Origin of the sequence: Bowdeniella nasicola (assembly GCF_900107735.1) — a bacterium.
Taxonomy (GTDB): domain Bacteria; phylum Actinomycetota; class Actinomycetes; order Actinomycetales; family Actinomycetaceae; genus Bowdeniella; species Bowdeniella massiliensis.
Map to the genome: position 1 here is coordinate 109865 of NZ_FNQV01000001.1, position 26347 is coordinate 136211.

The following is a 26347-nucleotide window of genomic DNA, read 5'->3' on the forward strand; positions in this document are numbered from 1 at the left end:
GAAGATTATGGCAGCGAGGGGGGGATCCAGCGTAAGCGCATACTACTGATTCATATCCTTGTCGAGAATCTCCTCAACGACGCGCTCGGCCGCATGCCCGTCACCATAGGGCTGAGCATCGGTGTCAGCGGGTCGGGGGCGCATGGCAGCGGCGGTCAGTGCTTCGCCCGGCTCGACGAGAATGTTCCAGCCGAGGTCAACGGTCTCCACCCACTCGGTTTCCGGGCGAACCGTCGTTGCCGGAACCCGCAGCAGGAAAGCCTCCTTCTGCAGCCCGCCAGAATCGGTGATGATTCCGCGAGATGCCAAGCACGATGCCACGAGATCGGGATAGGCGAGCGGAGCGTGCGACAGCAGGTTCCCGCGAGTGAGCTCCAGACCGTGATCCTTCGCCTTCGCCACAAGTCGCGGATGCGCGAGCAGGACCACTGGGTGATCGACGGCGGCGAGGGAATCGAGAATCGCCGACAAGCGCTCCGGATCGTCAGTGTTATCGGGGCGGTGAATCGTCGCCAGCGAGTAGCTGCCAGCGCTCAAGTCCAACTCGGTAGCGATGGGGGAGGGGCGTCCCTGCACCGCATCGCGCACCTGGTAGAGAACATCCGTCATGACATCGCCCACGACGACGGTACGATCGCCCAGACCTTCATGCGTCAAGTGCTCGGCCGCGACCGTCGTGGGGGCGAGGAGAAGATCGGCGCAGTGATCGGTAAGAACGCGGTTGTGTTCCTCGGGCATGCGGCGGTTAAACGACCGCAGCCCCGCCTCGAGGTGGGCCACCCGAATATGCTGCTTGACCGCGGCAAGGGCAGCCGCGACGGTGGAGTTCGTGTCCCCGTAGACAAGGACCCAGTCCGGCTGGTGCTCCGCCAGGACATCGTCCATGGCGGCCAGGATGGCACCTGTCTGCTTTCCATGACTGGCAGAGCCAACTCCGAGGTGGACATCGGGCTTCGGGATACCGAGATCGTCGAAGAAGACATCCGACAGCATCGGATCGTAGTGCTGGCCAGTATGGCAAATAAGGTGGTCAACTCCTGCCGCCGTCATGGCCTTGGCAATTGGGGCCAGTTTGACGAATTGGGGGCGAGCTCCAACAACGGAAAGAATCTTCATAAGGCTCATCCTAAGCGTCCAAATAGGTTTGGGCCCCGTGGTCGAATCGCCTGGCGACCCACAGGGTGAGCAGCGCGAGCAGGATCAACATCACGCTCATGGCGGCGGACAGTGTCTGGACCATCGGCACAATATCGAGAGTGGGGCCGAGGGTGTAAATGAGGGCGATCGGCACGATGGCGTAGGCGATCGAGAACATCAACATGTACTGCTGGCTATTGACGACGACGAAAACCGTCGAGATCGGAGACGTCACGACCATGACGAAAAGCCACGGTATGAGGGATTGGCTGATGAGGCCCGCGAGCTCCCACTTCGGCCCGATGTAGGTGGGGATCAGCCACGGTGTGATAAAAAACAAGATCGCGAACGGAATGACGCCCGCACCGAGGGCCACCATGACCGAGGTGCGCACCAACTTGGTGAGCTCGCCGCGCTTGGCCGTTGCAAACTTTTGGTAGAAGACCTGCGAAATCGCCCCCGAAATGAGGGATACGGGCGCCATCATGAGGGCCCACGATTTGCTGAACTGGCCGACGGTGGCAGACGAGTAGGCAACGCCCAGAAGCACGATGACGCCGTTGAGTCGGAATGCGTCAATGAGGGCGTTGGGCGCATTCAGGAGCGGCATTTTCTTGTAGCGCTTCAGGAGCGTCGAAAGGGGAGTGGGACTTTCGGAGCGAGAAAAAATAGCTTCCCGGACGCGGTACACGAGCAGCGACAGGGCAGCGCCTTGCGCCAAGATTTGGCTCCACACCAGGCCAAAGGTGCCCCCCAACCCCACGTAGTGGGCTCCGATACGCGAACCGGCGAGCCCTCCGGCAGCAATGACGCGGTTGCGGGAAATAGCGCCGTAATCGACCGTCCGATTAAGCCAAAAGGTCACGGCATTAATCGATCCCAAAATAAAGACGACGAGTCCCGTCAGCGGCAGCCAACGCGCCACCTCGGGCACGTGCATGGCAGTGGCGATCTGCTCACGAAATGCCCACGTCGTCAGCGACGTGAGTGCCCCGAGAATCGCGATGATGCTTAGGGAGGCGCGCAGCAGGAGGCGGGCTTCGCGCTCATCGCGCGGGAGCATGATCGCCATGTCATAGCGCAGCGCGGCGACGGCTGCGATCGTCAGCGGGATGACGAGGAATGACTGAAAAATGCCGGTCTGTTCGGGCGTATAAATACGGCCGACGATCGGCTCCGAAAGCAAACTAATGATTTGGGCGACGACAGTGCCGGAAAGCAACGTCGTAATGGAGACAAGTAGCGGGTACTTGCCGGTCAGTGCCTGCCAGCGCTCGCGCACACCAACTCCATCCTCGATTCCTAGTGCTTTCTAGACCTTACCGCTCACGGACGTATGTCCGGCTACACTGGCAATGATCGCCATACCTATGTTGAGGAGAAACGCAGATGCGTATTGCCGTAGTTGCGATGGGAAAGATCGGCCTGCCGCTGGCAGTGCAGTTCGCGGACACGGGACACGAAGTCATCGGTGTTGATGTCAACGAACAGACCGTAGCCTCAATCAACGATGCGAAGGAGCCTTTTCCGGGCGAAGCGCACCTGCAGGAAAAGCTCTCCGAGCTCGTCCCCGCCGGAAAACTCCGCGCGACGACGGACTACGCCGACGCTATTCCCGGCGCAGACGCCATCGTCATCGTGGTTCCCCTGTTTGTCGACGACGCATCCTGGAAGCCCGATTTCGGCTGGATGGATGCCGCCACGCGATCCTTCGCCGAGCACATGACGCCGGGCACGCTCGTCTCCTACGAGACCACGCTTCCCGTCGGCACTACCCGTAACCGCTGGCGCCCGCTCATCGAAGAGGGCTCGGGCCTGAAGGAAGGCGCGGACTTCCACCTTGTCTTCTCACCGGAGCGCGTCCTTACCGGGCGAGTCTTTGAAGACCTTCGCAAGTACCCCAAGCTCGTTGGCGGGCTCAGCGAGGAAGGCACGAAGAAGGCGATCGAGTTCTACGAAGCAGTCCTGAGCTTCGACGAGCGTGATGACCTGCCTCGTCCCAACGGCGTGTGGGACATGGGAAGCGCGGAAGCCGCCGAAATGGCAAAGCTCGCCGAAACTACCTACCGCGATGTCAATATTGGCCTCGCGAACCAGTTCGCGGTGTACGCAGACAAGGTTGGCATCGACGTCAACAAGGTCATCGAGGCCTGCAACTCGCAGCCGTACTCGCACATCCACCTGCCCGGAATCGCCGTCGGTGGACACTGCATCCCGGTCTACCCCCGGCTCTACCTCTCGACGGATCCCGACGCCTCAGTGGTTCGCACGGCTCGCCAGTTCAACGCGGAGATGCCGCTCTACGTCGTCCGCCGTATGGACGACGTGCTGGGAGATCTCTCGAATCTTCGCGTGGCTGTGCTCGGCGCCTCCTACCGAGGAAAGGTAAAGGAGACCGCGTTTTCTGGCGTCTTCCGCACCGTGCGCGAGCTCAGCGATCGCGGCGCCGAGGTATCCGTGCACGATCCGATGTACTCCGACGAGGAGCTCGAAGGCTTCGGCTGGCAGCCCTACCACCTCGGCGAAGAGATCGACGCCGTCGTTGTTCAGGCAGACCATCCGGAATACCGCGAGATCTCGGCAGCCGACTTCCCGGGCGTCAAGCTGCTGTTTGACGGCCGTCGCGTGACCGATCCCGAAAAGTGGGCCGGAACGCCGCGCCTGGTTATCGGCGACGCCGCGAGCGAGTAAGAGGCCACCTTCGAAAGATAACCATGACTTCAGTAGTTGCTGTTGTCGTGGCGTACAACCGCCGCGACCTGCTTGCCCAGACTCTTGACGGGTTAGCGGCACAAGTTCGGCCCGTCGACGGCGTGGTGGTTATAGATAACGCCTCAACCGACGGCTCTGGCGATCTGGCGCGAGCGCACGACGTCGTGACTGAGGTCGTGGCGATGAATGAGAACCTCGGGGGAGCCGGCGGCTTTGCTGCCGGTATCGCGCGGGCCGTAGCTACGCATCAGGCAGATCTGGTGTGGGTGATGGACGATGACACCATCCCCACACCGGGAGCGCTCGAAGCACTCCTAGCAGCACGGAAGTCCTACCCCGGAACTCCGGCAATCCTCGCCTCTCGTGCCGTGTGGTCTGACGGGCGCGAACACCCCATGAACACGCCCCGCAGTCGGCCCGGCGCGAGCCGTGACCTCGTCGCGGCAGCGCAAGCGATCGGAACTCGCCAGATCCGGTCGGCATCCTTTGTCTCCATCCTGCTCGACGCGCGCGCCGTGTGGGAAGACGGGCTACCCGAAGCCGACTTCTTCTTGTGGAACGACGACTTTGAGTACACCGCCCGACTTTTGCGTCACCGAGTCGGACTGTTCGTTCCCGCATCTGAGGTCCTCCACCTCACACGCACGTTCGGAGCGTCGGAGACCGATCCGGGCGCTCGCTTCTATAACGAGGTCCGCAACAAGATCTGGCTGTTCACGCGATCCAGCGCCCTCGACCCTGTCGAAAAGGCACTCTATGGCGGCAGGTCCGTGCTGCGCTGGATTCAGACGCTTTACGCATCAGGCCAGAAGAGAACTCTCCTCAAGCACGCCTACCGAGGGCTGCACGACGCGACCGAAGCTCCCACACCGGTCGAGGTTGTCCTCGCCAACACTCCGGTAGCCGAAGACGTGAAGCAGGTCCAACGATCGGCTGGATTACTTGGGCGCGACGAGGCCGCCAATGGCTAATAATCCGCAGTTTTCCGTCCTCATGGCGGTCTACCGTGGAGACGATGCCGGCTTTCTGCGCCGCGCCCTGCAGTCCGTCACCGTCGACCAAGAACTCAAACCAGATCAGATTGTCATCGTTCGTGACGGGCCCGTTCCTCAGGACCTCGCTCGGATCTTGAGCCAGGCCGATGACATCACGGACGGGATACCGGTCGATGTCATCCCGCTGCGGAAAAACGGCGGGCTTGCGCGAGCTTTGCAGGAGGGCCTCAAACACTGCCGCCACGACATCGTCGCACGCGCAGATGCCGACGATATCTGCCTGCCTCATCGGTTCGCCATTCAGATCCCACTGATGAAGGATCTCGATCTGCTGGGGGCCGGGATCGCGGAGTTCCACACCGATGAAGCCGACGAGGGGCTTATTCGGCGACTTCCCACCACCGCGGCGGACATCCGTCATGTTCTTCCGCTGCGTGATCCCTTCAACCACCCGTCAGTCGTATTTCGAGCCTCGGCGGTTGAGGCAGCGGGGGGCTATGACGACCTGACAAGAATGGAAGATTACTGGCTGTTCGCGCGCATGGTTCACGGTGGTGCGCGTGTGGCGAATGTGCCTGACATTCTCGTGCGGTACCGGGTCGGTTCCGGCGCATATTCCCGTCGCGGGGGACTCGAGATGGTGCGTGCCGAATTGCAACTCCAAGGCGCGATGTTCAAGACCGGTATCACGACGCCAGTGCAATACGTCCGGAACCTCGCAATACGCGGGGGGTATCGGCTAGTTCCGGCTGGAGTGAAGAAGCTTCTATATCGCACCGCGATGAAGACAGGATGGAAGCGCTAGCAATGACGATCGTAACCAACTGGCTGGCGGCCATTCCCTCGATGTTGCTCGTGCTGTTCTGGCTTTTTTGTCCTGGCTTGCTAGCACTGTTGATCGGCCGTGTGCGCGGCTTAGCAGCCCTCGCCTTTGCCCCGCTAGTGTCCCTTGCGCCCATCGTATGGATTCCCGTCGTCTTCGCGATTGCCGGAATCCCCTTCACAAAACTGACCGTCGGTCTAGCTTTTGGTGTGGTTCTTACGACCCTCGGTGGCGCGGTTTGGTGGTTACGCGGTCGCTGGCCAACTATTCGTCCGCTCTCTGCGCCGATTTGGCCCGTGGCGCTTGGCACGGCGCTCGCCGCGCCGTTTGGGATATTGCCCGCAATGAAGGCGATCGTCGACCCGACGTTGCCGCCTCAAACGTGGGATGGGGTTTTCCATATCAACGCGGTCCGATACATTCTCGACACGCTCAATGGGTCGTCAACCGCGATTGGAGCGATTGCGAACGTTGACTTAAACCCGCAGTTCTATCCTGGGGGCTGGCACGATATCGTCGCACTGAGCTACACCTCCGACGTGGTCGTGGCAACAAACTCGGCGGCCGTGATATTCGGCAGTGTGGTGTTCCCCTTCAGCGTTGCAGTTTTGCTGTCCGTGTTGGCGCCTTCATCCCGCATCGCGCCAATTGTCGGTGCATTCGCTGCAATGAGCTTCTCCTCGCTTCCCGAGCGGCCTGCATCTTACGGTACGTTGTGGCCGATTATGGCAGCGTACGTTCTTTTACCGTTGGTTCTGGCAGCCCTCGTCCGATTCACTCAGCGAGGCGACAACGGCGGCCTCGCCGCCCTCATTGCTGCGATCGTTGGGCTTGCGGGATTGGGCCTCCTGCACCCGTCGTCAATCTTCGCTGCCACGGCAGCGGGATGGTGGGTACTTCTTCTCTTTCTCATCCGATCGCGCGGCACGGCAACCAGCGCACGGTGGCAACGTATCGTCGCGTGGCTGGGCCTCATTGGCACCCCGGCAATGCTCTTCGTGATCTGGAAGTCCCCGCTATTTGAGGTCGTCAAGTCTTGGGAGAGATTCCCTGTGGGTACCCTTGGACGAGAGATTCTTGGAGTTCTGACCGATTCTCAGCTCAGCGAACAGGGTTACGGCGATCCAGTACCCGAATGGGGACTTCTTATTGGCCTCATCCTTGGACTCATTGCCGCAGCCCGTGTCAAGGAAAACCGATGGCTACTGCCTGCCTATGCGACGGTGGCTTACCTCTTCGTACTCTCGGCAGTTGTGCATTTGCCCGGCTATCGGTTACTCGCGCCATGGTATTTCGACCCGGTACGCCTCGGTGCAATTGTGCCAGTAGTAGCGGCCCCACTCGTCGGTCTCGGTATCGCATGGGTTGTGGAGGCCCTCACCGTAACGCGTGCCGCATGGATGAGGATGGCAGTTCCCGTGGGTGCTATCGCTGCGCTGGGGCTCACGACCCACGCGTTCAACTACAACCAGGGTTACTGGATGTTGCGGCTCAACTACGAGTTCAAGAACGAAGATGGCTACAACGCGCTGATCTCGCCCGAAGAAGTCGCGATGCAGCATCGTTTGAAGGGCGAATTGCCCGCAAACGCTCGCGTCATCGGTGACCCTCGGACGGGCGCCGCCCTGCTATACGGCATAGCGGACATCAACGTGTTATACCACCATCTCGATGGCGCCTGGGGGCAGAAGGGCTTCGAAGTCGGCGCGTATTTCGATCAACTCAACATGTCCCACCACATCTGTACGACGCTGCAGTCGCTAGGGATCGACTACTTCTATACGGACGAACGCACCTACTGGCCCGAGAACGACGCGAAAAACAAATACGAGGGGCTGCGTATTGGTCGCAGACACATCGACCGATTTGAGCTCATCGATTCCGGTGGCGGGGCCGCGCTCTACCGCCTCGCGATCTGCGACCAGCACAAGAACTAGCGGCGGGCGCGGCGCGCGGCGCTAGATCCCGAGCACGGCCTTGGCGATGACGAAGTACATCACGAGTCCAGTGGCGTCACAGAACGTGGAGATAAACGGGTTGGAAAACACGGCAGGATCCGCGCCGACAGCTTTCGCGATGATCGGCATGACGCCACCGATCGAGGCAGCCATCGTGCACACGCTCAGCAGCGTCAATCCGATGACCGTCCCGATCGCAACGCCATAGACGAGGGTAGCGACACCGAATCCGAGAGCTCCTAGAACCGCCCCAAGCGTGAAGCCGATGCGTGCCTCGCGCCACAGCACAGCCAGGACGTCCTTGCTCCACACATCGCCAAGCGCGAGCGCTCGCGTCACCGTCGTCGCGGCTTGATTGCCGGTGTTTCCGCCCGTGCCGGTCAGCAGCGGAATGAACAGCGCAAGGACGACAACCTCGGCCAGGGTGGACTCGAAGATCTCAAGCACCTGAACCGTCAGCACGGCCGAGACTGCGAGGACGAGCAGCCACACGATCCGCGACTTGACGACGTTCAAGACCGGCGTTGAAAGGTAGGGGCGGCGCAGGGGCTCATGGCCGCCGTGACGAGCCACGTCTTCGGTATCGGCCGCTTCAACGATCTCGAGAGCGTCATCGACGGTGAGGACTCCGACAATCCGATTCTCCCCATCGACGATTGGCATAGCGATCTTGCCGATGGCAAGGAGCTGGCGGGCGGTGTCCTCGGCATCGTCGGTCGCCTGGGCGCTGATGGGGGAGGTCATGATGTCCGCGATGATCGCGTCCGGGGCAGCGGTGAACATGTCGCGCAGGGAAACCACACCCACGAGCCGACGGGTGTCGTCCATGACCGGGATCATGTAGAGCGTCTCGTACTCCTCGGAGCGGGTACGCAGCAGCTCGAGTGCATAACCGATGGTCCGAGTCTCGCGCACCGGCACCACCTCGGGCGACATCCGCCGGCCGATGCTGCCCTTCGGGTAACCGAGCAGGGCCGCGGTCATACCCCGCTCATGGCGGGAAAGACCCCGCAGAAGCTTATCCGCGACGGATGCCGGAACCTCATCGAGCAGCGCGGCGCGATCGTCGGGGTCGAGATCCGTGAAGATGGAAGCAATCTGCTCATCGCGCAGCGCATCGAGCAGGTCGGCTTGGTGGCCGGCATCGAGGGCTTCGAAGACCTCCAGCGCGCGGTCCTTGGCGAGAAGACGGAACATCACGGCGCCGCGTTTTGCGGGCACGTGTTCGACGACGCTGATGAGGTCAGGAATCGAGGCCTCGGCCGCGAGTGTGGACAGCTCTGCGATATCGCCCGAGGAGATATCGTCGATCAGCCGCTCTTCCAATTGGGTCAGCATGATTGCCCCCTTCCTCGCACGACGTGGTGCCTCGATCATTGAAACTAGAGCATAAAAAATGGCGCCCAACACATGTGGCAGGCCCCTCCAGGGAGTCTACCGCGAATGCCCGAAGTGGGCCGCTAGACTGATGGAACTGCCAAAGCGAAAGCGAGTCTGGAAGTGGATATTGATCTTCTGGTTGTGGGGTCCGGATTCTATGGGCTCACCATGGCCGAGAGATGTGCCGAGGAATTGGGCCTGAAGGTCGCGATCATCGAATCGCGCCACCATATCGGGGGCAATGCCTACTCCGAGATCGAACCCGAAACCGGGATCGAGGTCCACCGCTACGGCGCCCACCTGTTCCATACCTCCAACGAGCGGGTATGGGACTACGTCACCCGGTTCACCCAGTTCACGAGCTACATCCACCACGTGTTAACGACCGTGGGCGGTGAGGTTTACCAGATGCCGATCAACCTCGGCACGATCAACCAGTTCTTCCGCGCGGCCTATGGCCCCGAGGAAGCCAAGGCGCTCATCATTGAGCAGGCTCAGGAGCTGGGCGATAAGAGCCCGGAGAATCTGGAAGAAAAGGCGATCTCGCTGATCGGCCGGCCACTGTATGAGGCCTTCGTCAAGGGATACACCGCCAAGCAGTGGCAGACGGACCCCACCGAGCTTCCGGCCGGGATCATCTCGCGCCTGCCGGTGCGCTATACCTATAACGCCCGCTACTTCTCCGACACGTATGAGGGCCTGCCCGTCGACGGCTACACGCCATGGCTGGAAAAAATGGCTGACCACAAGAACATCGACGTCCACCTCAATACGGACTTCTTCGACACCTCGCAGCCTTTCAACAAGGATTCCGCCGTCGGTCAGATTCCGATCGTCTACACCGGGCCCGTCGACCGCTACTTCGATTACGCCGAGGGCGACCTGTCCTGGCGCACGCTCGACTTCGAAGAGGAAGTCTTGAACGTCGGGGACTTCCAGGGAACCTCCGTCATGAACTATGGCGACGAGGACGTCCCCTTCACCCGGATCCACGAGTTCCGGCACTTCCATCCCGAGCGTGATTACCCGAAGGATAAGACGGTCATCATGCGGGAGTTCTCGCGCTTTGCCGATCGCCATGACGAGCCTTACTACCCGGTGAATACCGCGAAGGACCGCGAACGGCTCGCGGCATACCGCGAGGCGATGGCCGGCGAGAAGAACGTCCTGTTCGGTGGCCGCCTGGGCACCTACCAGTACCTGGACATGCACATGGCTATTGCATCCGCACTGTCGGCATACGACAACCGCATCAGCCCGCACATCAAGACGGGTGAACCGATCGTCGCGAAGAACGCATGAGCACTGAGACCCAGCCAATCGACCTGCCCTGGCGAGAACCCGGGCGAGGCAAGGGGCTAGCGGAGGTTTTCTACCGCTTCTACCTGCTCAAACTCATCGTGCACAAGGATCTGCGGGTGCGCTACCGCGGCTCGATCCTTGGCATGCTGTGGAGCTATGTGAAGCCGGCCGTTCAGTTCATCGTCTTCTACTTCGCCGTCGGCGAGTTTCTGCGCATGAACGACCGGGTCGAAAACTACGCAATCTACCTGTTTTCCGGCATCGTCATCGTCAACTTCTTTACCGAATCCTTCGGTAACGCGACGCGCTCGATCGCGGGCAACTATGCGCTGGTCAAAAAGATCTACCTGCCGCGCGAGCTCTTCCCGGTCTCGGCGCTGTGGGTCGCGGCGATCCACTTCTTCCCGCAGCTCGTCGTACTCATCGTGGGCGCGCTGCTGTTTGGCTGGTCGCCGACGGTCCTGCAGTTGCTCGCAGCGATCGGAGCGCTCATCGTGCTCGCGATCTTCTGCCTTGGGCTCGGGCTGCTCTTTGGCGCGATCAACGTCCTGTTCCGTGACGCGGAAAACCTCGTCGACCTGCTTGTCATGGTCGCGACCTGGGCCTCGCCGGTGCTGTACACGTGGCAGCAGGTCTTTGCCGTGTCGGAGAAAAACGGCGGCTGGCTCTTTCCGATCTACATGCTGAATCCCATCACCCCCGTCGTTGAGGTCTTCCACTGGGCATTTTGGGAACCGACGCAAGGCGCAGGCGGGGGATCACTGCCGCCCAACATGGCGATGTGGATGGCGATTGCGACGGTCATCTCGCTGCTGACGCTGTGGCTCGGCGAATATGTCTTCCGCCGCCTCGACGGCCGGTTCGCGCAGGAGCTGTGATGAACGAAACCGACGTCATCCGCGTCAGCCACGCGGTCAAGAAATTCACGCTCAAGCACACGCATTCGCTCAAGGAATGGGTCGTGTGGAATGTCAAGGGGCGACGGGGTGAGCTTACCGAGTCCTTCACTGCGCTGCGAGATGTCTCCTTCAACCTGCGCCAGGGCGAGACGGTCGCGCTGCTGGGATTCAATGGCTCCGGCAAATCGACGATGCTCAAGCTCATCTCCGGCGTCATGCGCGCCGACGGCGGGGAGATCCGCGTGCGCGGCAAGATTGCGGGACTTATCGAGGTTGGCGCGGGCTTTCACCCGGACCTGACCGGCCGCGAGAATATCTACCTCAATGGCGCGATCCTCGGCATGAGCGAAGATGAAATCAATGCTGCCTTTGACGACATCGTGGCGTTTTCCGAAATCGAGCAGTTCATCGACACCGAGGTGAAGTTCTACTCCTCGGGCATGTTCTTGCGGCTCGCCTTTTCCGTCGCGGTCCATACCAATCCCGACATCTTCCTGATCGACGAGATCCTGGCCGTCGGGGACGAACCATTCCAGAAAAAATGCCTGAAGCGCATCGATGAGCTGAAGGCCGAAGGCAAATCGCTCGTCATCGTCTCCCACGACCTCGACCTCGTGGCGAGCATGTGTGAGCGCGGCATCCTGCTTCGCCAGGGCGAACTTGTCTTCGACGGCGACGTGCACGAGGCGGTCGCGATGATGCGAGAAAACCGAGAGGAAAACTAGTGGATATTGCTCGCGCATACGAGCTGTTGACCGCGGCATTTGCCGACCACGACGTCCGGATATCGCTGAGCGAGGAGGCTCGCGAGGTCCTGTCCCAACTGGATGAGCGCTGGCTGGTGAGCGCGATCTCGCCGCTGACGCTGACGTACCCGGACCGAACGATCATGCTGCGGGTGTTTCTGTGTGACACCCAGCCGCTGGAGGACCGCAACACGCTGCGCGATATCCGCCCGAGCGACGTGGCACTGCCCGTGGCGCACGGCGTCATTATCGTGACGCCGGCCGGGGGCGGGGTGGGCGAACCTCATCACCGTTACCTGCTGGTGCCCTCGGCGCGCGTGATGGCGGGCGAGGCCCGCTACATCTTCGTCAAACCCGATTCGCTCAAGGGCAAGGCGATGAGCCAGGTCTACCGCCGGCTGTATGGCAAGGCGCCGATCATGCTCGACCGCTACCGCCAGTCCCGCAATTCCGCCTACCAGCAGACCTGGCAGGCCACCGCTCCCGAGCTTGCGACCGCCGCCCCGCTCATTCGGCGCGAGGGCGATGCGCCGTGGATGTGGGTGGCGATGCACTGGTTGGAAAACGGCGGCGCCGAATCCTGGGCTTTCCGGCAGGCCGAGCTCGCCCGCGATGCCGGCTACAAGATCCTCATCACCGTCGACCGTGGAGCGCCGCAGCGGCTGCTTGGACGCGCCTACGAGATCGCCGACGAGGTGTTCTTGTGTGCGCAGACCTTCGGGGTGAAAGAGCGCGCGCCCTTCGTCGAAGCGCTGCTGCGCACCTACCGCCCCGTCGCGATCCACATCCACCACTCGGTGCTCGCCTACGAGCACCTGGGACTCGTGCGCACGCTGCTGCCCGATACGCGCGTGGAGGATTCGGTGCACATTGTCGAGCATCGCGGCGGCGGTTACGTCGCTGATTCCGTCCGCGCCTCGCACCTGATCGACCTGCACCACGTCATCAGCCCGCAGCTGCGCGAAATCTACCTGCGCGAGGCGGGCATCGCGCCGGAGAAGGTCGCCTACTATCCGCTGACGGGGCTCACGGCGCGCGCGAGCGCCGAGGCGAGCGGCGAGATTCCCGCGCGGCCCCGCGCCGCGCTGCGGGTCGGCTTCCTAGGCCGCATGAGTCTGCAAAAGCGCCCGTTCCTCTTCGTCGACGTGGCGCGACGGCTGCACGCGAGCGCTCCGCAGGACTTCGAGTTCGTCATGCAGGGCAGCGGCGAGCTCGAGCATTACACTCGCGACCACCTGGCCAAAGCGGGCCTCGCCGACGTTGTGACGACCCGCGCCTGGGGACCGGTCACCGATTTCCTAGCCGAGATCGATGTCCTGCTCATCCCGAGCGATAACGAGGGCCTGACGCTCACCTCGCTGGAGGCCACCAGCGCCGGCGTGCTCGTCGTGAGCGCGGACGTCGGCTCCCAGATCACCGTCGTCGCGCCTGGCGCGCTGCTGCCGCGAGAGCCCAACGCCTTCGTGGCGGGCGCCGTCGAGCTGTTGCGGCGCCTGGCTGCCGATGACGGGGAGCGTCGCAGCCTCATTGCCCGCCAGCGCGGCCTCGTTGCCGATCTGGCCTCGCGCACCAGCGCCGAAGAGTTCTATACCGATCATTACGCCACAACCGCCGTGGCGAAGACCAAGGAGTAAGCATGCGCGTTGCCGCCGTCGTCGTCACCTATAACCGAGCCGACCTGCTGGAAAAAACCCTCGCCGGGCTGGAGGCGCAGGACCGGCCCGTGGACCGCATCATCGTCGTCGACAATGCCTCCACCGACCGCACGCCGCAGATGCTCGCCGAGCGCGAAGCCGCCGTTCCCACGACGGTGACGCGGCTGAAGAAGAACACCGGGGGAGCGGGCGGCTTCGCCCACGGCATCCAGGCCGCCTTCGGGGCGGGCTATGACGCCTACTGGATCATGGACGACGACACGGTGCCGCGGCCCGGTGCGCTCGCGGAGCTGCTGACCGGCGTCGACTCCTTCGCCGAACGCCACGGACACGTCCCCTCCTTCGCCTGCTCGATGGTGCTGTGGACCGACGGGGAGCTGTGTGAGATGAATACGCCCGACACGACGTGGGACTGGCCGCGTGATATGGCGCACGGCAAGGGCTACCAGCTCGTGAAGTCCTGCTCGTTCGTCTCCTGCCTCATCACCGCCGACGCCGTGCGCGAATGCGGGCTGCCCTACCGCGAGTACTTCATCTGGTACGACGACGCCGAATACACGATGCGCCTGAGCAAGTTCCGCCCGGGCATCTTCGTCGCCGACTCCAAGGTCGATCACCTGCTCGGGGAAAACCGCGGCGTGAATTTCGGCGACGTCACCGACGCCAATGTCTGGAAGTTCGAATACGGTGTGCGCAACCAGATTTCGGCGGCGTTTTCGCTGCGCTCGCCGACGATCGCGGTCCAGCTTGCCGAAAACATGCTCAAGCAGCTGCACGGCTCCGGCGTGAGCCCTAAGCTCCGCCTCCGGCTCTTAAAGGCCGGCCTGAAGGGCCTCGTGTTCCACCCCAAGAAGCGCTTCGCGCGCACCGTCCGCTAGTCCGCACACTCCCGCACATCGCCATAATCAACCCGGCAGGCTCGCGCCGCGTGCGGGCCCGTTCGAGCCTGCCCAGGGCGTCCCAACTCGCTCTTGCCGATCGCTACGTTCAAGGTGAATCACCACCGAAAGGACAGCGATCATGCGAAAACCAACCACATTGCTAGCCGGGGTCCTCGCCCTCGCGCTACTCGCCGGGGCAGGGGGCTGCGCCGGCGCGAAACACGCTGGTGGCAACACCACCTGCAAGGACTACCTCACGCTGGACAAGGGCGATAAGCGCGATGCCATCAAGGCGTTTCTCTCCGATAGTGGCAAGTCAGATCCGTCCAACGCTGAAATCTCGCTGAGCGTCATGTCCGCGACGCTGTACTGCAAGACGGCCGGCTCGGATTCGGACCCCATCAGCAACATCGGCGGGAACTGACATGCCTCAATGGTTACTCGCAGTGCTCGTTTTCGGCACTATATTCGGCCTTCCCATCGGATGGGGCATGCTCCAAGACAAGTATCGGGATCGAGACGATGGCGTCGGCAAGTTCTTTCGCGGCACCGAGAAGGCCGGGGACGTGGCAGGCAACATCCTGCACTCGATCTTCCAGCGGATTGTGGGGCTCGTCGCCCTTGCCATAGGCGCTCTCATCCTCTGGCTGACACCGACCATGGGGTTCGGTTGGGAAACCCTCGTCGCCATTGCCCTGGTCGGATACGGCATTTACCTGCTGTGGCCAGGCCGGCGGAGCTTCTGGATCGTCTTCTAACGAGGCCCTACCGGCACGGATCACGCAGCGGCAGCGCCTGTTCCTGCGTCGCGACGGCGGCGCAGTCACCCGCAAAGTCGCGATCGATCGCGACGATGGAACCGCCGGCCAGCAGCTGGGAGGCGAGCTGGCGCACGAGCTCATGGTTCGTGGCGGGGCGGATCATCAGGCGCTGCGCGCTGCCACCGTCGAGCAGTTCATCGAGGTCCGCGTAACGCAAGTTCGGGCCGGCCAGCGCGATAGCCGTCGGGTCAAGCGGCGGCATCGCACCGAGCTGATCGGCCGCGCTCATCACCTCCGCGTTCGCATCGCTCACCATGGGCGGCAGCTCACCGTCGTAGCTCATGGCGAGCGCGGGCAGCGCGAGGGCGAGCACATCGCCCGACGTCTCAGCCCAGGCTTCGGGCCGATCGGTGAGGATCACATCCGGGTCATCGATTTCACGGAAGGTGACGGCACCGCCCGCGAGCCACGTGGCGTGCGCCCACACGAATGCGCGCCACGTCGGAGGCAAATCGACAAACAGCGTGTCACCCGGGGCGAAACCGGCGTCGAAAACCAGGAAATTTGCTGTCTTTGCGACCCAGCGGGCCAGGACCGCGCCGGAGAGTTCCGTGCGTTCGTCGGCGGAATACCACGTCACGGCGGGGGTGGATCGGGAAGCGAAAGCGGCCAGGAGATGGCCCGGATCATGGCGCAGGGGCATAGCTGCCATCATACGTCCGGACAGATATACCACCGATCCACTTGACGAAGGTGAGTGACACGCGTGTAATTTAGAGACAGACAGCTAATGCAACGAACGGAGTGCGACCGTGTGGAACATCCTGGGTGACGGCCCAATCTCCGCTCGCGGCGGCGGGAACGCCCCCGCGTCCGCCGACCCCTATGACGGCATCGAGTACGGGTCCCCCGCCTGGTATGAACTCGCGCTATGCGCACAGACCGATCCGGAGGCCTTCTTCCCCGAAAAGGGCGGCTCCACGCGCGAGGCCAAGCGCGTGTGTGCCTCGTGCCCCGTCGCCAAGAAGTGCCTGGAATACGCGCTAGAAAACGATGAGCGCTTCGGCATCTGGGGCGGTAAGTCCGAGCGCGAACGTCGACTCTTGAAGCGGCGCATCAGCTGATTTTTCCTCGATGACCTCACCTGTTCATCACGCTCAGGACGTCACCGCCGTCGTCGTGACGTGCGGCGATACTCCCTATCTCTCCCGGACGCTCAGCGGGCTTTCGGCGCAGCGGCGCCTGCCCGCCCGCCTGCTGGTGATCGATGTGGCGGCACCCGGCCGCGACGTCGGCTCGGGGCGGCCGTTGCTCGACGTCATCGCCGAGACGATCGATGAGGTACGGCTCCCTACCCGCATCGTCGGTGCGCCCGCCGCGCGCAATTTCGGCGACGCCGTGCGGCTCGGGCTCGCCGAACACGCCGAGCTCGTCGCAAAGGCCGAGCGGCGCCACGAGGCGCGCACCGGCGAAATCCCGGTCGTCACGCCCGGTGCCGTGGCGTGGCTGTGGCTGTTGCACGACGACAGCGCCCCCGATGCGGCGGCGCTCGCGGAACTGCTGAGAGAAGTTGAACTCGCCACCTCCCTTGGGCTCGCGGGCTGTAAACAGCGCGACTGGGCGCGGCCCGATCGGTTGATCTCCGCGGGTATCCATGCGACGCGCGCGACGCGGCGCTACCTGGAGACCGACGTCGACGAAATCGACCAGGGCCAGCTCGATCACCGCTCCGATGTCCTGGCGGTGTCCACTGCGGGGGCGCTGATTCGGCGCGATATCTGGGCGGCGCTCGACGGCACCGATCCTCACCTTGGCCCGTTCAACGACGGGCTCGAACTCTCGCGCCGGGTGCGACTTGCCGGCTATCGCGTCGCCGTCGTGCCCGAAGCCATCGTCTACCACGCGCAGGCCTCCTATCACGACCTGCGTGGCGACAATGAGGGCGCGGCGCCCGATGTTCGCCGTTCCTTTGGCGCGCGCCGGGCAGCGCAGCTGCACACCTGGATCTCCGGGGTGGCGCCCTGGCAGGTCCCGCTTGTCTACCTCGCTATCGCGCTGCTGACGCCCTTGCGGGCGCTGTGGCGGGCCGCGCGCAAAGACTTCGATCTGCTGGGCGCCGAGCTGAAGGCGGGCTGGCACGTTCTTTCCCACCCGAAGCATTGGCGACTCACGCGCACCCGCACGGAGGCCGTACGCACGGTGCCGCGCGCGACGCTCGACCGGATCTATACGCCACGCTCAGCCATCGGGGCGCGCAAGCGCGAACTGCGGCGCAGCGCGCGCGATGCCCGAGCGGCCGCCGAGGCACCGAGCGAGCTCGAGCTCGCGGAACTCTCGCGGCTGGCCAAGCGTCGCCGGGCCGCGCTAGGCGCCCTCATCCTCGCGCTCGTGGCGATCGGCATCTGGGTGGTGCGCCCGCCGATGTCCGCCGGAATCTACGAGGGCGGCGGGCTGCTGCGAGCCAGTGGGTCCTTCCTGGAGACGCTACGCGCCGCAAGTTCCGGGTGGGTCGACGTGGGCCTTGGTCATGAGGGTCCACCCGATACGCTGCTGTGGGCACTCCTGCCGGGGCTCCTCGTCACCGGCGATCTCGCCACGCTCATCCCGCTGGCATATTGGCTCGCCGTGCCGGTGGCGGGAATCGGCGCATGGTTCGCCGCCGGCGCCGGAACGCGGTCCGTCGCGATCCGCGCCTGGGCGGCGATTGCCTGGGCGCTCGCTCCCAGTTTTATTCCCGCGCTGCACACCGGGCAGCTCGGGCCCGCGTTGGCGCACGTCGCGCTGCCGTGGCTCGTGCTCGCGCTCGTGCGAGCCGTCGGTGCCGAACGCCGCGACCACGTCGATTCCGGCATGGTTGGCGCTAAGCGCGTGGACCGCGAAGCGCTGCACGCGAGCCGCGAGTCCGAATGCGTCAGTGAAAGCCACGATGGCAGTCCGTCGGGCGACGACGCGCTGCCACAGACGGACAACGTGCAGGCGCAGTCTTCCGACGACGTGCTGGCTCAGGCAGACAATGCTCCGGCGAACGTCGAGGCATCTGCGGCAGGGGAGACCCGCGAGGAACCATTGCCTGCCACCGTCACGACGCAGGAAGTGCCGGCCCCGGCCGCGCCCGTCGTGACAAAGACCAACGTCGCCGCCGCGGCGGGTGCCGCGATTGCCTTCGCGCTCGCCACCGCCGGAGCGCCCGTCCTGCTGCTGCCCGGCATCATCTTCCTGTGGCTCGCGCAGCTCACCATCGCCCACCATCGCCTCGCCTTCCTCCTCATCCCGCTGCCAGCCCTCGTCTTGCACACCCCGCGGCTGATCGCGATGGCCTCGGAGGGACTATGGCAGCTCGCCGTCTCAACGTCGGGGCTGCCGCAACCCGGCGCGAACGGGGACCCGCGTGCCGCACTCATCGGTTTTGCTACGGCACTGCCCACGGGCGAGCTGGGCGTGCTTCCCCTGGCGATCGCCGCCTGGGTTGGCGGCGGCATCGTGCTGGTCTTCGCGTTCGTGGCGCTCGCCCGCCGCGGCAGCACCTCACTCGCCGTGCGCCTAGGCTGGTTCGCCGTCGTCCTTGCCCTCGCGAGCATCCTTGCCGTGCGCAACATCGTCGTCGCCTACGTTGGTGGCGAGGCCATCACCGCCGCGACGGCGCCGCTCGTCTCCCTCCTGCTTGCGGGCCTCTTCGTCGCCGCTATCGCGGGCGCGAGCGGCCTCAACACGCAGCTCGCCGCCCACGACTTCGGTTGGCGGCACGGCCTCGCGGCGCTCGCGGGCATCCTCGCGCTGCTCGTGCCGCTGTCCTGGGCCTTGATCTTTGGCCCCTCTGCCGCCTCACGCATGCAGGTCGCCGTTGCAACTGAGCCGCTCACTCCGGCGCTCGCCCAGCAGCTCGCCTCCGGCGCGGGCCAGGAGCGGACCTTGCTGCTCGCGCCCGCCCCCGACGACTCACTCCGCGCTGACGTCGTGCGCACCGACGGTCGCACCATGCTCGCCTCCGCCTCGGTCATCGCGGTGCGCGCCCTGCACGAAGAAAGCGACCCGGCCGCCGATGCGTTGCGCGGCGCGGTCGCGGATCTCGCGGCCGGGGGATCAGAAGGTGCGGCACGCGATCTGGGGCGCGCGGGCATCGGCGTCATCGTCGTGCCACCCGCAGACAAACTCGACGCCAGCGTCAACCAATCCGCGCATGCCACGCTGCTCACGGCGCTGGATGCCACGCCCGGCATCTCGCGCGTGACCGTCAACCGATCGGGCACGGTCTACCGCATTGATACCGACGCTGTGACGGCGCGCGCCCGCATCCTCGACGACGGGCAGGAACGACCACTTGCCTCCAGCGGCACCGGCCTTGCCACGGACGTGCCCGCCGGCGGCGCGGGCCGCCAGCTCATCCTCGCCGAGCGCGCGGATGCCGGCTGGCAGGCACGCTACGACGGCGTGAGCCTTGGCGCGGCCGGCGACGATTGGCGCCAAGCCTTCGATCTGCCCGCCCACGCCGGCGAATTACACGTGCGCTACCGGCCTGACTATCAGCCCTACTGGGCCATCGGGGGGATCCTCACGGCCGCGCTTACCGCGCTGCTCGCGATCCCGCGGCCCCGCCGAGAGGTACGCCCATGAGAGTCCGGACGATCCTCGCAGCCCTCACCGCGATCGTGCTGGTGGGAGCCGTCACCGCGCTCACGCTCATCAATCCCGACGTGCGCCCGCCCAATCCCGCGGCCGCCCCGCACGTCACGAGCGTCGAGCTCGCCCCGCAAGACGTCACCCAGGTGTGCCTCACCGGAACCCACGTTGAAGGACAAGCTCAGGGCGACGAAGAGTTCGGCGATAAATCGGCCGCCACCCGTACCCTGACGTCGGCTAGCGTCATCGCACGCTCCGGCGAGGGCGCGCCGTCGGCAACCTACCAACGCACCGGCGATGCCCAGACCTTCGCCCTGTCAGGCCCCGCGGCCGCCGTGCTGTCGATCGACAACGAGCGCGCCCCCGGCATCATCACCGCACCCCCGGCCGGCGGCGCCCGCGCGGCCCTCGTCGGCGGCACCGTCACGCTTAATTCCGGCGGTGACGTGCGCGGCCTCGGCGCGGCCACCTGCCAACCACCGACGACGGACGCCTGGCTCCTCGGCGGTGCCACGACCCTCGGCGCCAGCGCGGAACTCGTCCTCGTCAACCCGACGAAGACCGTGGCAACGGTGACGACGTCGCTGTATTCCGAGCGCGGCCCCGTTGACGCCCGCACCGCCGCGACCACCTCCATCGCCCCCGGCGCCACGGAACGCGTCCTGCTCGAGTCGTCCGCGAGCGACATCGAACGCCTTGCCGTGCACGTCTCGGTCACGGGAGGCGCGATCGTGCCCGCGATCGTCTACGGCGGCCTCGACGGCATCACCCCGCTCGGCACCGGAATCATCTCGGCAGGCCAAGGCCCCGCCCGTAGCCAACTCATCGCCGGCGCCGCACTGGCCGGCGGCAAGGCCGACGCCCTGCGACTCGTCAACCCCGGTGAGGGCCCCGCGCGCGTCTCGGTGCGCCTCATTGGCGCCGACGGGAGCGCCGAGCTCCCGGGCGCCACGGACTTGACGATCGACCCGGGCGCGGTCCAAGACGTCGTCCTCGACGCCGTAGCCGAGGGCGATTACGCCATTGCCGTTACCGCCAGCGAGCCCGTCCTTGCCTCCGCCCGCACGACGATCGATAGCGAGGGCGGGGCCCGCTCCACGACGTGGGTACCCTCGGCGCAAACCTCCACTGAGCTCCTCGTACCCGTCATCACCGCCGACGGCCTAGCCGCGCGCGTTTCCCTCGCCGCCGGGGAAGCCGCCGCCACCGTCACCTACCGGCCGGTCCTTGCCGACGGCTCGCTCGGAGAGGAAGCAAACCTGGAGGTCCCCGCGACGACGGAGCGCACCCTCTCTCTGCCCGAGGGCACGCGAGCCGTGCGCCTGACCGCCAGCTCACCAATCAGCGCCGCGACGATCTTGGCGATGAGCGACGCTGGCCTCGGCGCCGTCCTACCCGCGATCGAGGACTCCGACGTTCGACGCACCGTCGCGGTGCGCCTCGGCGATTTCGACTAGCGCATCCCAGCGCGAATCAGCGCCGCCAGCCAACGACAAACCCCCTGCCACCAAATTCGGTGGCAGGGGGCTCGTCGTTGCTGCGCGGGTGTGCGTTAGAAGGGTGGTGGTCCGTTGAGGGCTTCGTCGAAGCGCCAGTCGTTGGCCAGGGTGAAGCCGCGCGGCTGCGCTGCCGCTGGTGCCATGACCGAATCGGCCGCCGTGGTGGTGGGGGGTTCATCTCCAGGCCCGGGTGGCGCGCCTGGTTTGGGGATGGCAACCACGGGCGGCGTCAGGCGGGGGTGGTAGATCGGTTGTTGGTCGGGATCGATCCTTCTGGGTGGCCTGGCTGCGGGGATCCCGTTTTGGTCGATGATGATGGTCCAGCTGTTGGGGTCGCCGGGTGGTTTCTCGACTCGGGGATGATGCCGTGAACACACGAGTGCCAGGTTGGTGAGGTCGGTGGGTCCGCCGCTTTCCCAGGAGATGAACCGTCCTGGGTTTCGTTCCTAGATGGTTGTCAAAGACGGTTCACGGTGGGTGAGGGATTCAGCGTATCGGGCTTCGACTTCTGCTGGTGTCTGATAGCCCAGCACTTCGTGTAACCGGGTCGTGTTCCACCAGTGGACCCAATTCATCGTCGCGAACTCCACGTCGGTCAGGCTGCTGCATGCCGGCTGGGAATAGATCAGCTCTGCCTTGTACAAGCCATTGACGGTCTCAGCAAGTGCGTTGTCGTAGCTGTCGCCGACAGTCCCGACTGATGGGCTGATTCCTGCAGCTGCAAGGCGTTCGGTGTAGGCAATGGCAACGTATTGCGAGCCCCGATCGCAGTGATGGACCAGGTCAGCAATACCTGTCGTCGCGGTGTTGAGCGCATGCTCCAGCGCTTCGAGTGACAGCGCGTGAGTCGTCATTGATGATCTGGTGGCCCAACCGGTGATGCGGCGGGAGTACGCATCGATGACGAACGCGGTGTATACGAAGCCATACGAGGTGCGCACATACGTGATGTCTGCGACCCACAGCCGATTCGGGGCTGGTGCTTTGAAGTCGCGCATCACCAGATCCGGGCGTCCATCCGGTGCGCGCCCAGGTACCGTGGTGCGCGGTTTACGGCCGCGGACCACACCGCTGATTCCGGCCTGACGCATCAGCCGTGCGACCTGGTCACGGCCGATCCTCCAGCCGCTACGGCGCATCGCATGCCACATTTTGCGAACGCCGTAGACCCCGTAATTGCGGGCATGCAGATCCTTCATCACCGCAATCAGTTCCCGATCCCGGATCTGGCGTTCGCAGTCCGGTCTGGCTTTCGCGGCTCGATAACCGCGTGAGGTGATGAACCTGCCCTCGCGTGCGGCAAGCGTGCGGCAGATGAGCTCGACTCCGAACTGATCGCGGTACATATCGATGTAGGTGATCATTTCGGCGAGGGGCGGTCGAGCTCCGCTGCAAAAAACGCTGAAGCAGTCTTGAGGATCTCGTTTGCCCGCCGCAGCTCACGATTCTCCCGCCGTAGCCGTTTCAGCTCTTCAAGCTCAACTGTAGTCGCGCCCGGCTCAGTACCGGCATCACGTCGGGCCTGTTTCAGCCATCCCCGCATCGTATGCGGTGAGACTCCAAGCTTCGTACCAACCGACTGGGCAGCCGACCACTGCGAGCACTGCGTGTCCTGAAGATGATCCTCCATCAAACGCAACGCCCGCTGCTTGAACTCCTGGGTATACACAATTGGCATGATCCAATTCTCCTTCAATCAGTAGAACGGAACGAAACCCAGGACGGTTCAAACCCTGGTCCCACGAAACCCGGGATGCGAGAGGCGTCGGGAGGCGGAGTGTGGAAGACGACGGCCAGGCGAACAAGCCCACACCACCGAGCCATGAGGTCAACAGGCCGCAACAATTGCGTCCTCGCGCGCGTACGCGCAGGCGCGCGCAAGTGGGTACGCGCGCAGGTGCGGGCGGGGATGCTCCAGCGAGGAATGCTCGTGCGGAGGTGCGCGACCGGCCGGGAGGCTCGGGCGAGGAATGCTCGGCGGGGATCGTTGGACCTGGAGGCGCGGCTAGCGGGTTGCGGCGATCGCCTGCTTGAGCGCGCCGAGCACGAGCGCCACCGAGCGCGGCTGCGCGTTGTGGCCCATCAGCCCGATTCGCCACACCGAGTCCGCGAACTCGCCGATGCCCGCCCCGATTTCGATCGAGAACGTCTGAAGCAGGTAGGCGCGCACCTTGGCCGAGTCGACCCCATCGGGCACCCGCACCGTCGTCAGCTGCGGCAACCGGTAGCCTTCGGCGGCAAAGAGCTCGAGACCCATCTCCTGCAGGCCCTCCTGCAGCGCCGCTCCGGCCGCCTCGTGGCGCGCGGTCACGGCGTCGAGGCCCTCGCTGAGGATCCGCGTGAGCGCGGCGTGCAAGGAGACGACCATCGCCGTCGGCGCGGTGTGGTGGTAGGTGCGTTTGCCGCCGGCGTCGCCGCCAACATAGCCGCCGAGCAGGCCGAGGTCGAAGTACCACGAGGTGGGGCGCTCGACGCGGCGCTCGAAGGCGCGGTCGTTGATCGTAAAGGGCGCGAGGCCGGGCGCGACCGAGAGGCACTTTTGGGTGCCCGCGTAGGCGACGTCGATTCCCCAGTCGTCGACGGCCAGTGGCATGCCGCCGATCGAGGTGACGTGGTCGGTCAGCAGCAGCGCATCGCCCTTGCCGGCGCCGAGCGCGGCCACATCGTTGCGGACGCCCGTGGATGTTTCAGCGTGCACGGCGCAGATGATCGCGGGGCTGGGGTGGGCGCGCAGCACGTCGTCGGGATCAAGGGGGCGGCCCCACTCGGATTCGACGGGCACGACGCGGGCGCCGAGCCGGGAGGCGAGCTCGGCCATGCGCTGGCCGAAGAGCCCGTTGATCGCGACGACCACGACGTCGCCGCGGTGCACGGTGTTGACGAATGCGGCTTCCATGCCGCCCGAACCCGTCGCGGATAGCGGCAGGGTGCGCGCATTCGTCGTGCCCCACAGCGTGCGCAGCATCTCGCAGGTCTCGTCCATGAGCTGGATGAAGACCGGATCGAGGTGGCCAAGCAGCGGCCGCACGAGGGCAGCGTCGGCCTCCGGGTAGGTGTTCGTCGGGCCGGGGCCGAACAGCGAGCGATCAATGAGGGGCGCGTCAGGTGTCATATCACCGACGGTAGCACCGGGCGCGCGTTACAGCGGGAAATCGGGATCCAGGTCCGTCACCGCGACGCCCAGGATCTCGGCGCACTGCTCGATCAGGACGTAGTGGGTGAGCTCGTCGATCTCGGCGACGGAAGCGCAGCGCGTGGCGATGGGCAGCCGGTAGAGCACGACGCGGTATTTCAGGCCGTGGCTGCGGTCGGCGGCGAAGGTGCGGGCAAGGGTGATCCCGCGCGCCTCAAAACGCGAGGGGTTGGACGGTGGCACTTCCTCGACGGCGAATTCGACGGCGGCAAGGCGCGGATGCTCGGTGATGAGGGCGCGCACGTGGTCGGTGACGATATCGTCGAAGATTTCGCGCTTGGTGCGCCAGCCCGGTAGCGCCGGGGGCAGCAGGGGGCCGCGAATGCCGCGGCCGTGGCGATCGCGTCGCCGACCGGCGCGGCGCGGGGGAACCATCGGCAGGAAGGGCACGGTCTTAGCCTAGGCCAGATCCAGGTACCATCGAAGGGTGAAACCCGTCCGCCCGTGCGTTCGACCCGGCTGCACCCGCTCCGCCGTCGCGACGTTGACCTACGTCTACGGCGATGCCCAGATGATCGTCGGGCCGCTGTCCGTCAAGGCCGAGCCGCACGCCTACGATCTGTGCGAGGAGCACGCCCGCACGCTGACCGCGCCGCGGGGTTGGGATGTCATCCGGCTGCAGGTCGACTATCAGGCCGCCGCGCCCTCCACCGATGACCTGACGGCGCTGGCCGATGCGGTGCGCGAGGCCTCCAAGCGCCCCAAACCCTATGTGCCGCCCACCCGCCGCGTCGCCGCGCGCGATATCACCGAGCCGAGCGCCGGTGCGGCGCGGCCCAACCTTCGCATCGTGCACAGCCAAGGAGATGACGATGACTGATCTGCCCGCGTGGGTGAGCGCTGCGCTGCGCTGCCCCGTCACCGGAGCCGAGCTGCGCTACAGCGATGAGGAGGGCGGCTGCTTTCGCACCGTCGGCGTGAGCCCGACGCGCTCCTATCCCGTGCGCGAGGGGATCCCGCTGCTGCTCGCCGAGCGCGCCATCGTCGGCGACTAAAGCCCGTTGCGCTCCTCTGCGCGCACATAGGAGAGGTACTCCTCATTGCGGCGCCGCACGAGAACGGCCGCGAGAAAGCGCTCCGGGTGGGTGCCGGCGGGCGCCGCGGGGGAGACGTAGGCCTCCACCTCGCTTGCTAGCGCTTCGGCGTGCGTGCGGCGTGCCTCGGGGTTCAGCGTCGCGGCGCGCGTGAGGAAGATGCGGGCGCGCGTCGTCAGGGCCGAGGGGATCGGTCCGATGTCGACGGTGCGCACCCAGTCGCTGAGTTCGGGCGGCATGAGCAGCGGATAGGCGGTGGCCTCCACGTCGCGCAGCCGCACGACGTAGGTGCCCGCGAGCATGTCGCCGAGGCGCCGGCCGCGCGCGTTGGACAGCGAGACCACCGTCGCGAGTGCGCCGAACGTCAGCCAGTTCTCCACGACGCCGACGAGCGAGCGGACAAAGACGTGCCGCACGCGCACCGGGCCGCCGTCCTCGCGCAGCACACGAATTCCGACGACGGTCTTGCCAAGCGAGCGCCCGCCCGTCGCCCACTCCAGGACGAACGGGATGCCGAAGGTCAAGATGGCGATGCCGACGACGACAAGCGTCTGGCCCTGGGCGGCGTTGTCCGGCGGCAGGTAGCGCAGAATCATGGTGATCGAAAACAGCGCGGTGGCGCCCCACAGGGCGGCATCGATCGCGCCGGCGAGGGCCCGCAGCGGCACCGAGGCTGGCCGGACCTCCAGCTCGATCGCCTCGCCGGTGATGATGGATTCTTTTCCGCCCGGCGACGTGACTGACATTGCGGTGCT

At 65.0% G+C, this 26347-nt stretch carries 24 protein-coding genes and 1 other annotated feature; of the genes, 16 read left to right on the forward strand and 8 right to left on the reverse strand.

Features of this window, described 5'->3' with window-relative positions:
• Positions 1-42: 42 nt before the first annotated feature.
• The gene (gene wecB, locus BLU67_RS00545; protein WP_092560925.1) at positions 43-1116 is read right to left on the reverse strand and encodes a non-hydrolyzing UDP-N-acetylglucosamine 2-epimerase; all 1074 of its coding nucleotides are present in this window, start codon (positions 1114-1116) and stop codon (positions 43-45) included.
• A 10-nt stretch (positions 1117-1126) separates the two neighbouring features.
• Entirely contained in the window at positions 1127-2419 is a 1293-nt protein-coding gene (locus BLU67_RS00550; RefSeq protein WP_092560927.1) for a lipopolysaccharide biosynthesis protein, read from the reverse strand.
• 107 nt (positions 2420-2526) lie between these two features.
• On the opposite strand from BLU67_RS00550, the gene BLU67_RS00555 reads away from it, so the two are divergent.
• From BLU67_RS00555 to BLU67_RS00570, 4 genes are read left to right on the forward strand one after another with little or no spacing between them, the layout of a single operon-like run.
• Positions 2527-3828, forward strand: a complete 1302-nt coding sequence (locus tag BLU67_RS00555; RefSeq protein WP_092560929.1) for a nucleotide sugar dehydrogenase — start codon at positions 2527-2529, stop codon at positions 3826-3828.
• Between the two features lie 23 nt (positions 3829-3851).
• Positions 3852-4820, forward strand: a complete 969-nt coding sequence (locus BLU67_RS12480; RefSeq protein WP_176780638.1) for a glycosyltransferase — start codon at positions 3852-3854, stop codon at positions 4818-4820.
• 22 nt (positions 4821-4842) lie between these two features.
• On the forward strand, positions 4843-5649 hold the full coding sequence (locus tag BLU67_RS12485; protein WP_261976981.1) for a glycosyltransferase: 807 nt from the start codon (positions 4843-4845) through the stop codon (positions 5647-5649).
• A 2-nt stretch (positions 5650-5651) separates the two neighbouring features.
• Positions 5652-7604, forward strand: coding sequence for a DUF6541 family protein (locus tag BLU67_RS00570; RefSeq protein ID WP_092560933.1), 1953 nt, complete (start codon positions 5652-5654; stop codon positions 7602-7604).
• A 21-nt stretch (positions 7605-7625) separates the two neighbouring features.
• On the opposite strand, the gene mgtE is transcribed toward BLU67_RS00570, so the two are convergent.
• Positions 7626-8963, reverse strand: coding sequence for a magnesium transporter (gene mgtE, locus BLU67_RS00575; protein WP_092560935.1), 1338 nt, complete (start codon positions 8961-8963; stop codon positions 7626-7628).
• Between the two features lie 162 nt (positions 8964-9125).
• Here mgtE and glf point away from each other — a divergent pair, with 162 nt between their 5' ends.
• From glf to BLU67_RS00610, 7 genes are all read left to right on the forward strand, one after another.
• Positions 9126-10307 carry a UDP-galactopyranose mutase gene (gene glf / locus BLU67_RS00580; protein WP_092560937.1) on the forward strand — a complete coding sequence of 394 codons (1182 nt, stop codon included), beginning with the start codon at positions 9126-9128 and terminating at the stop codon, positions 10305-10307.
• Positions 10304-11185, forward strand: coding sequence for an ABC transporter permease (locus BLU67_RS00585; protein ID WP_092560939.1), 882 nt, complete (start codon positions 10304-10306; stop codon positions 11183-11185). The genes glf and BLU67_RS00585 overlap by 4 nt, the downstream gene beginning before the upstream one ends.
• The gene (locus BLU67_RS00590; RefSeq protein WP_092560941.1) at positions 11185-11931 is read left to right on the forward strand and encodes an ABC transporter ATP-binding protein; all 747 of its coding nucleotides are present in this window, start codon (positions 11185-11187) and stop codon (positions 11929-11931) included. Before BLU67_RS00585 ends, BLU67_RS00590 begins: the two co-directional genes overlap by 1 nt.
• Complete coding sequence (locus BLU67_RS00595) at positions 11931-13586, forward strand: glycosyltransferase (RefSeq protein WP_092560943.1); 1656 nt, start codon at positions 11931-11933, stop codon at positions 13584-13586. Before BLU67_RS00590 ends, BLU67_RS00595 begins: the two co-directional genes overlap by 1 nt.
• Before the next feature lie 2 nt (positions 13587-13588).
• On the forward strand, positions 13589-14485 hold the full coding sequence (locus BLU67_RS00600) for a glycosyltransferase family 2 protein (protein WP_092560945.1): 897 nt from the start codon (positions 13589-13591) through the stop codon (positions 14483-14485).
• A 142-nt stretch (positions 14486-14627) separates the two neighbouring features.
• The gene (locus BLU67_RS00605) at positions 14628-14912 is read left to right on the forward strand and encodes a hypothetical protein (protein ID WP_092560947.1); all 285 of its coding nucleotides are present in this window, start codon (positions 14628-14630) and stop codon (positions 14910-14912) included.
• Between the two features lie 67 nt (positions 14913-14979).
• Positions 14980-15246 (forward strand): hypothetical protein, encoded by a 267-nt coding sequence (locus tag BLU67_RS00610; RefSeq protein WP_143027286.1) that lies wholly within the window; start codon positions 14980-14982, stop codon positions 15244-15246.
• 7 nt (positions 15247-15253) lie between these two features.
• Here the strand turns inward: BLU67_RS00610 and BLU67_RS00615 are convergent, their stop codons facing one another.
• Positions 15254-15952, reverse strand: coding sequence for a TIGR03089 family protein (locus tag BLU67_RS00615; RefSeq protein ID WP_092560951.1), 699 nt, complete (start codon positions 15950-15952; stop codon positions 15254-15256).
• Between the two features lie 190 nt (positions 15953-16142).
• Here BLU67_RS00615 and BLU67_RS00620 point away from each other — a divergent pair, with 190 nt between their 5' ends.
• Genes BLU67_RS00620 through BLU67_RS00630 form a run of 3 tightly spaced genes read left to right on the forward strand, consistent with a single transcriptional unit; the run spans position 16143 to position 21323 of the window.
• On the forward strand, positions 16143-16373 hold the full coding sequence (locus tag BLU67_RS00620; protein WP_250505211.1) for a WhiB family transcriptional regulator: 231 nt from the start codon (positions 16143-16145) through the stop codon (positions 16371-16373).
• A 10-nt stretch (positions 16374-16383) separates the two neighbouring features.
• Positions 16384-19860, forward strand: a complete 3477-nt coding sequence (locus BLU67_RS00625; RefSeq protein WP_092560955.1) for a glycosyltransferase — start codon at positions 16384-16386, stop codon at positions 19858-19860.
• Positions 19857-21323, forward strand: a complete 1467-nt coding sequence (locus BLU67_RS00630; protein ID WP_092560957.1) for a DUF5719 family protein — start codon at positions 19857-19859, stop codon at positions 21321-21323. Before BLU67_RS00625 ends, BLU67_RS00630 begins: the two co-directional genes overlap by 4 nt.
• Positions 21324-21811: 488 nt before the next feature.
• On the opposite strand, the gene BLU67_RS00635 is transcribed toward BLU67_RS00630, so the two are convergent.
• The 3 genes from BLU67_RS00635 to BLU67_RS00645 all read right to left on the reverse strand — a co-directional run bounded on the left by BLU67_RS00635 (position 21812) and on the right by BLU67_RS00645 (position 24948).
• A protein-coding gene (locus BLU67_RS00635; RefSeq protein WP_092560959.1) for an IS3 family transposase occupies positions 21812-23043 on the reverse strand; the annotation gives its coding sequence in 2 pieces (ribosomal slippage) (positions 21812-22758 and positions 22758-23043; 1233 coding nt in all).
• Positions 22674-22768 (reverse strand) — a sequence feature (AL1L pseudoknot). It overlaps the preceding gene by 95 nt.
• Before the next feature lie 327 nt (positions 23044-23370).
• The gene (locus BLU67_RS00640) at positions 23371-24477 is read right to left on the reverse strand and encodes a pyridoxal-phosphate-dependent aminotransferase family protein (RefSeq protein WP_092560961.1); all 1107 of its coding nucleotides are present in this window, start codon (positions 24475-24477) and stop codon (positions 23371-23373) included.
• Between the two features lie 27 nt (positions 24478-24504).
• The gene (locus BLU67_RS00645; RefSeq protein WP_143027288.1) at positions 24505-24948 is read right to left on the reverse strand and encodes a metallopeptidase family protein; all 444 of its coding nucleotides are present in this window, start codon (positions 24946-24948) and stop codon (positions 24505-24507) included.
• Positions 24949-24985: 37 nt separating this feature from the next.
• Here BLU67_RS00645 and BLU67_RS00650 point away from each other — a divergent pair, with 37 nt between their 5' ends.
• Both BLU67_RS00650 and BLU67_RS00655 read left to right on the forward strand, forming a co-directional pair.
• Positions 24986-25378 (forward strand): DUF3499 domain-containing protein, encoded by a 393-nt coding sequence (locus tag BLU67_RS00650; RefSeq protein ID WP_092560965.1) that lies wholly within the window; start codon positions 24986-24988, stop codon positions 25376-25378.
• Complete coding sequence (locus BLU67_RS00655) at positions 25371-25553, forward strand: Trm112 family protein (RefSeq protein ID WP_222842307.1); 183 nt, start codon at positions 25371-25373, stop codon at positions 25551-25553. Before BLU67_RS00650 ends, BLU67_RS00655 begins: the two co-directional genes overlap by 8 nt.
• Here BLU67_RS00655 and BLU67_RS00660 read toward each other — a convergent pair.
• Entirely contained in the window at positions 25550-26338 is a 789-nt protein-coding gene (locus BLU67_RS00660; RefSeq protein ID WP_176780639.1) for an RDD family protein, read from the reverse strand. The genes BLU67_RS00655 and BLU67_RS00660 overlap by 4 nt on opposite strands.
• Positions 26339-26347: the final 9 nt, after the last annotated feature.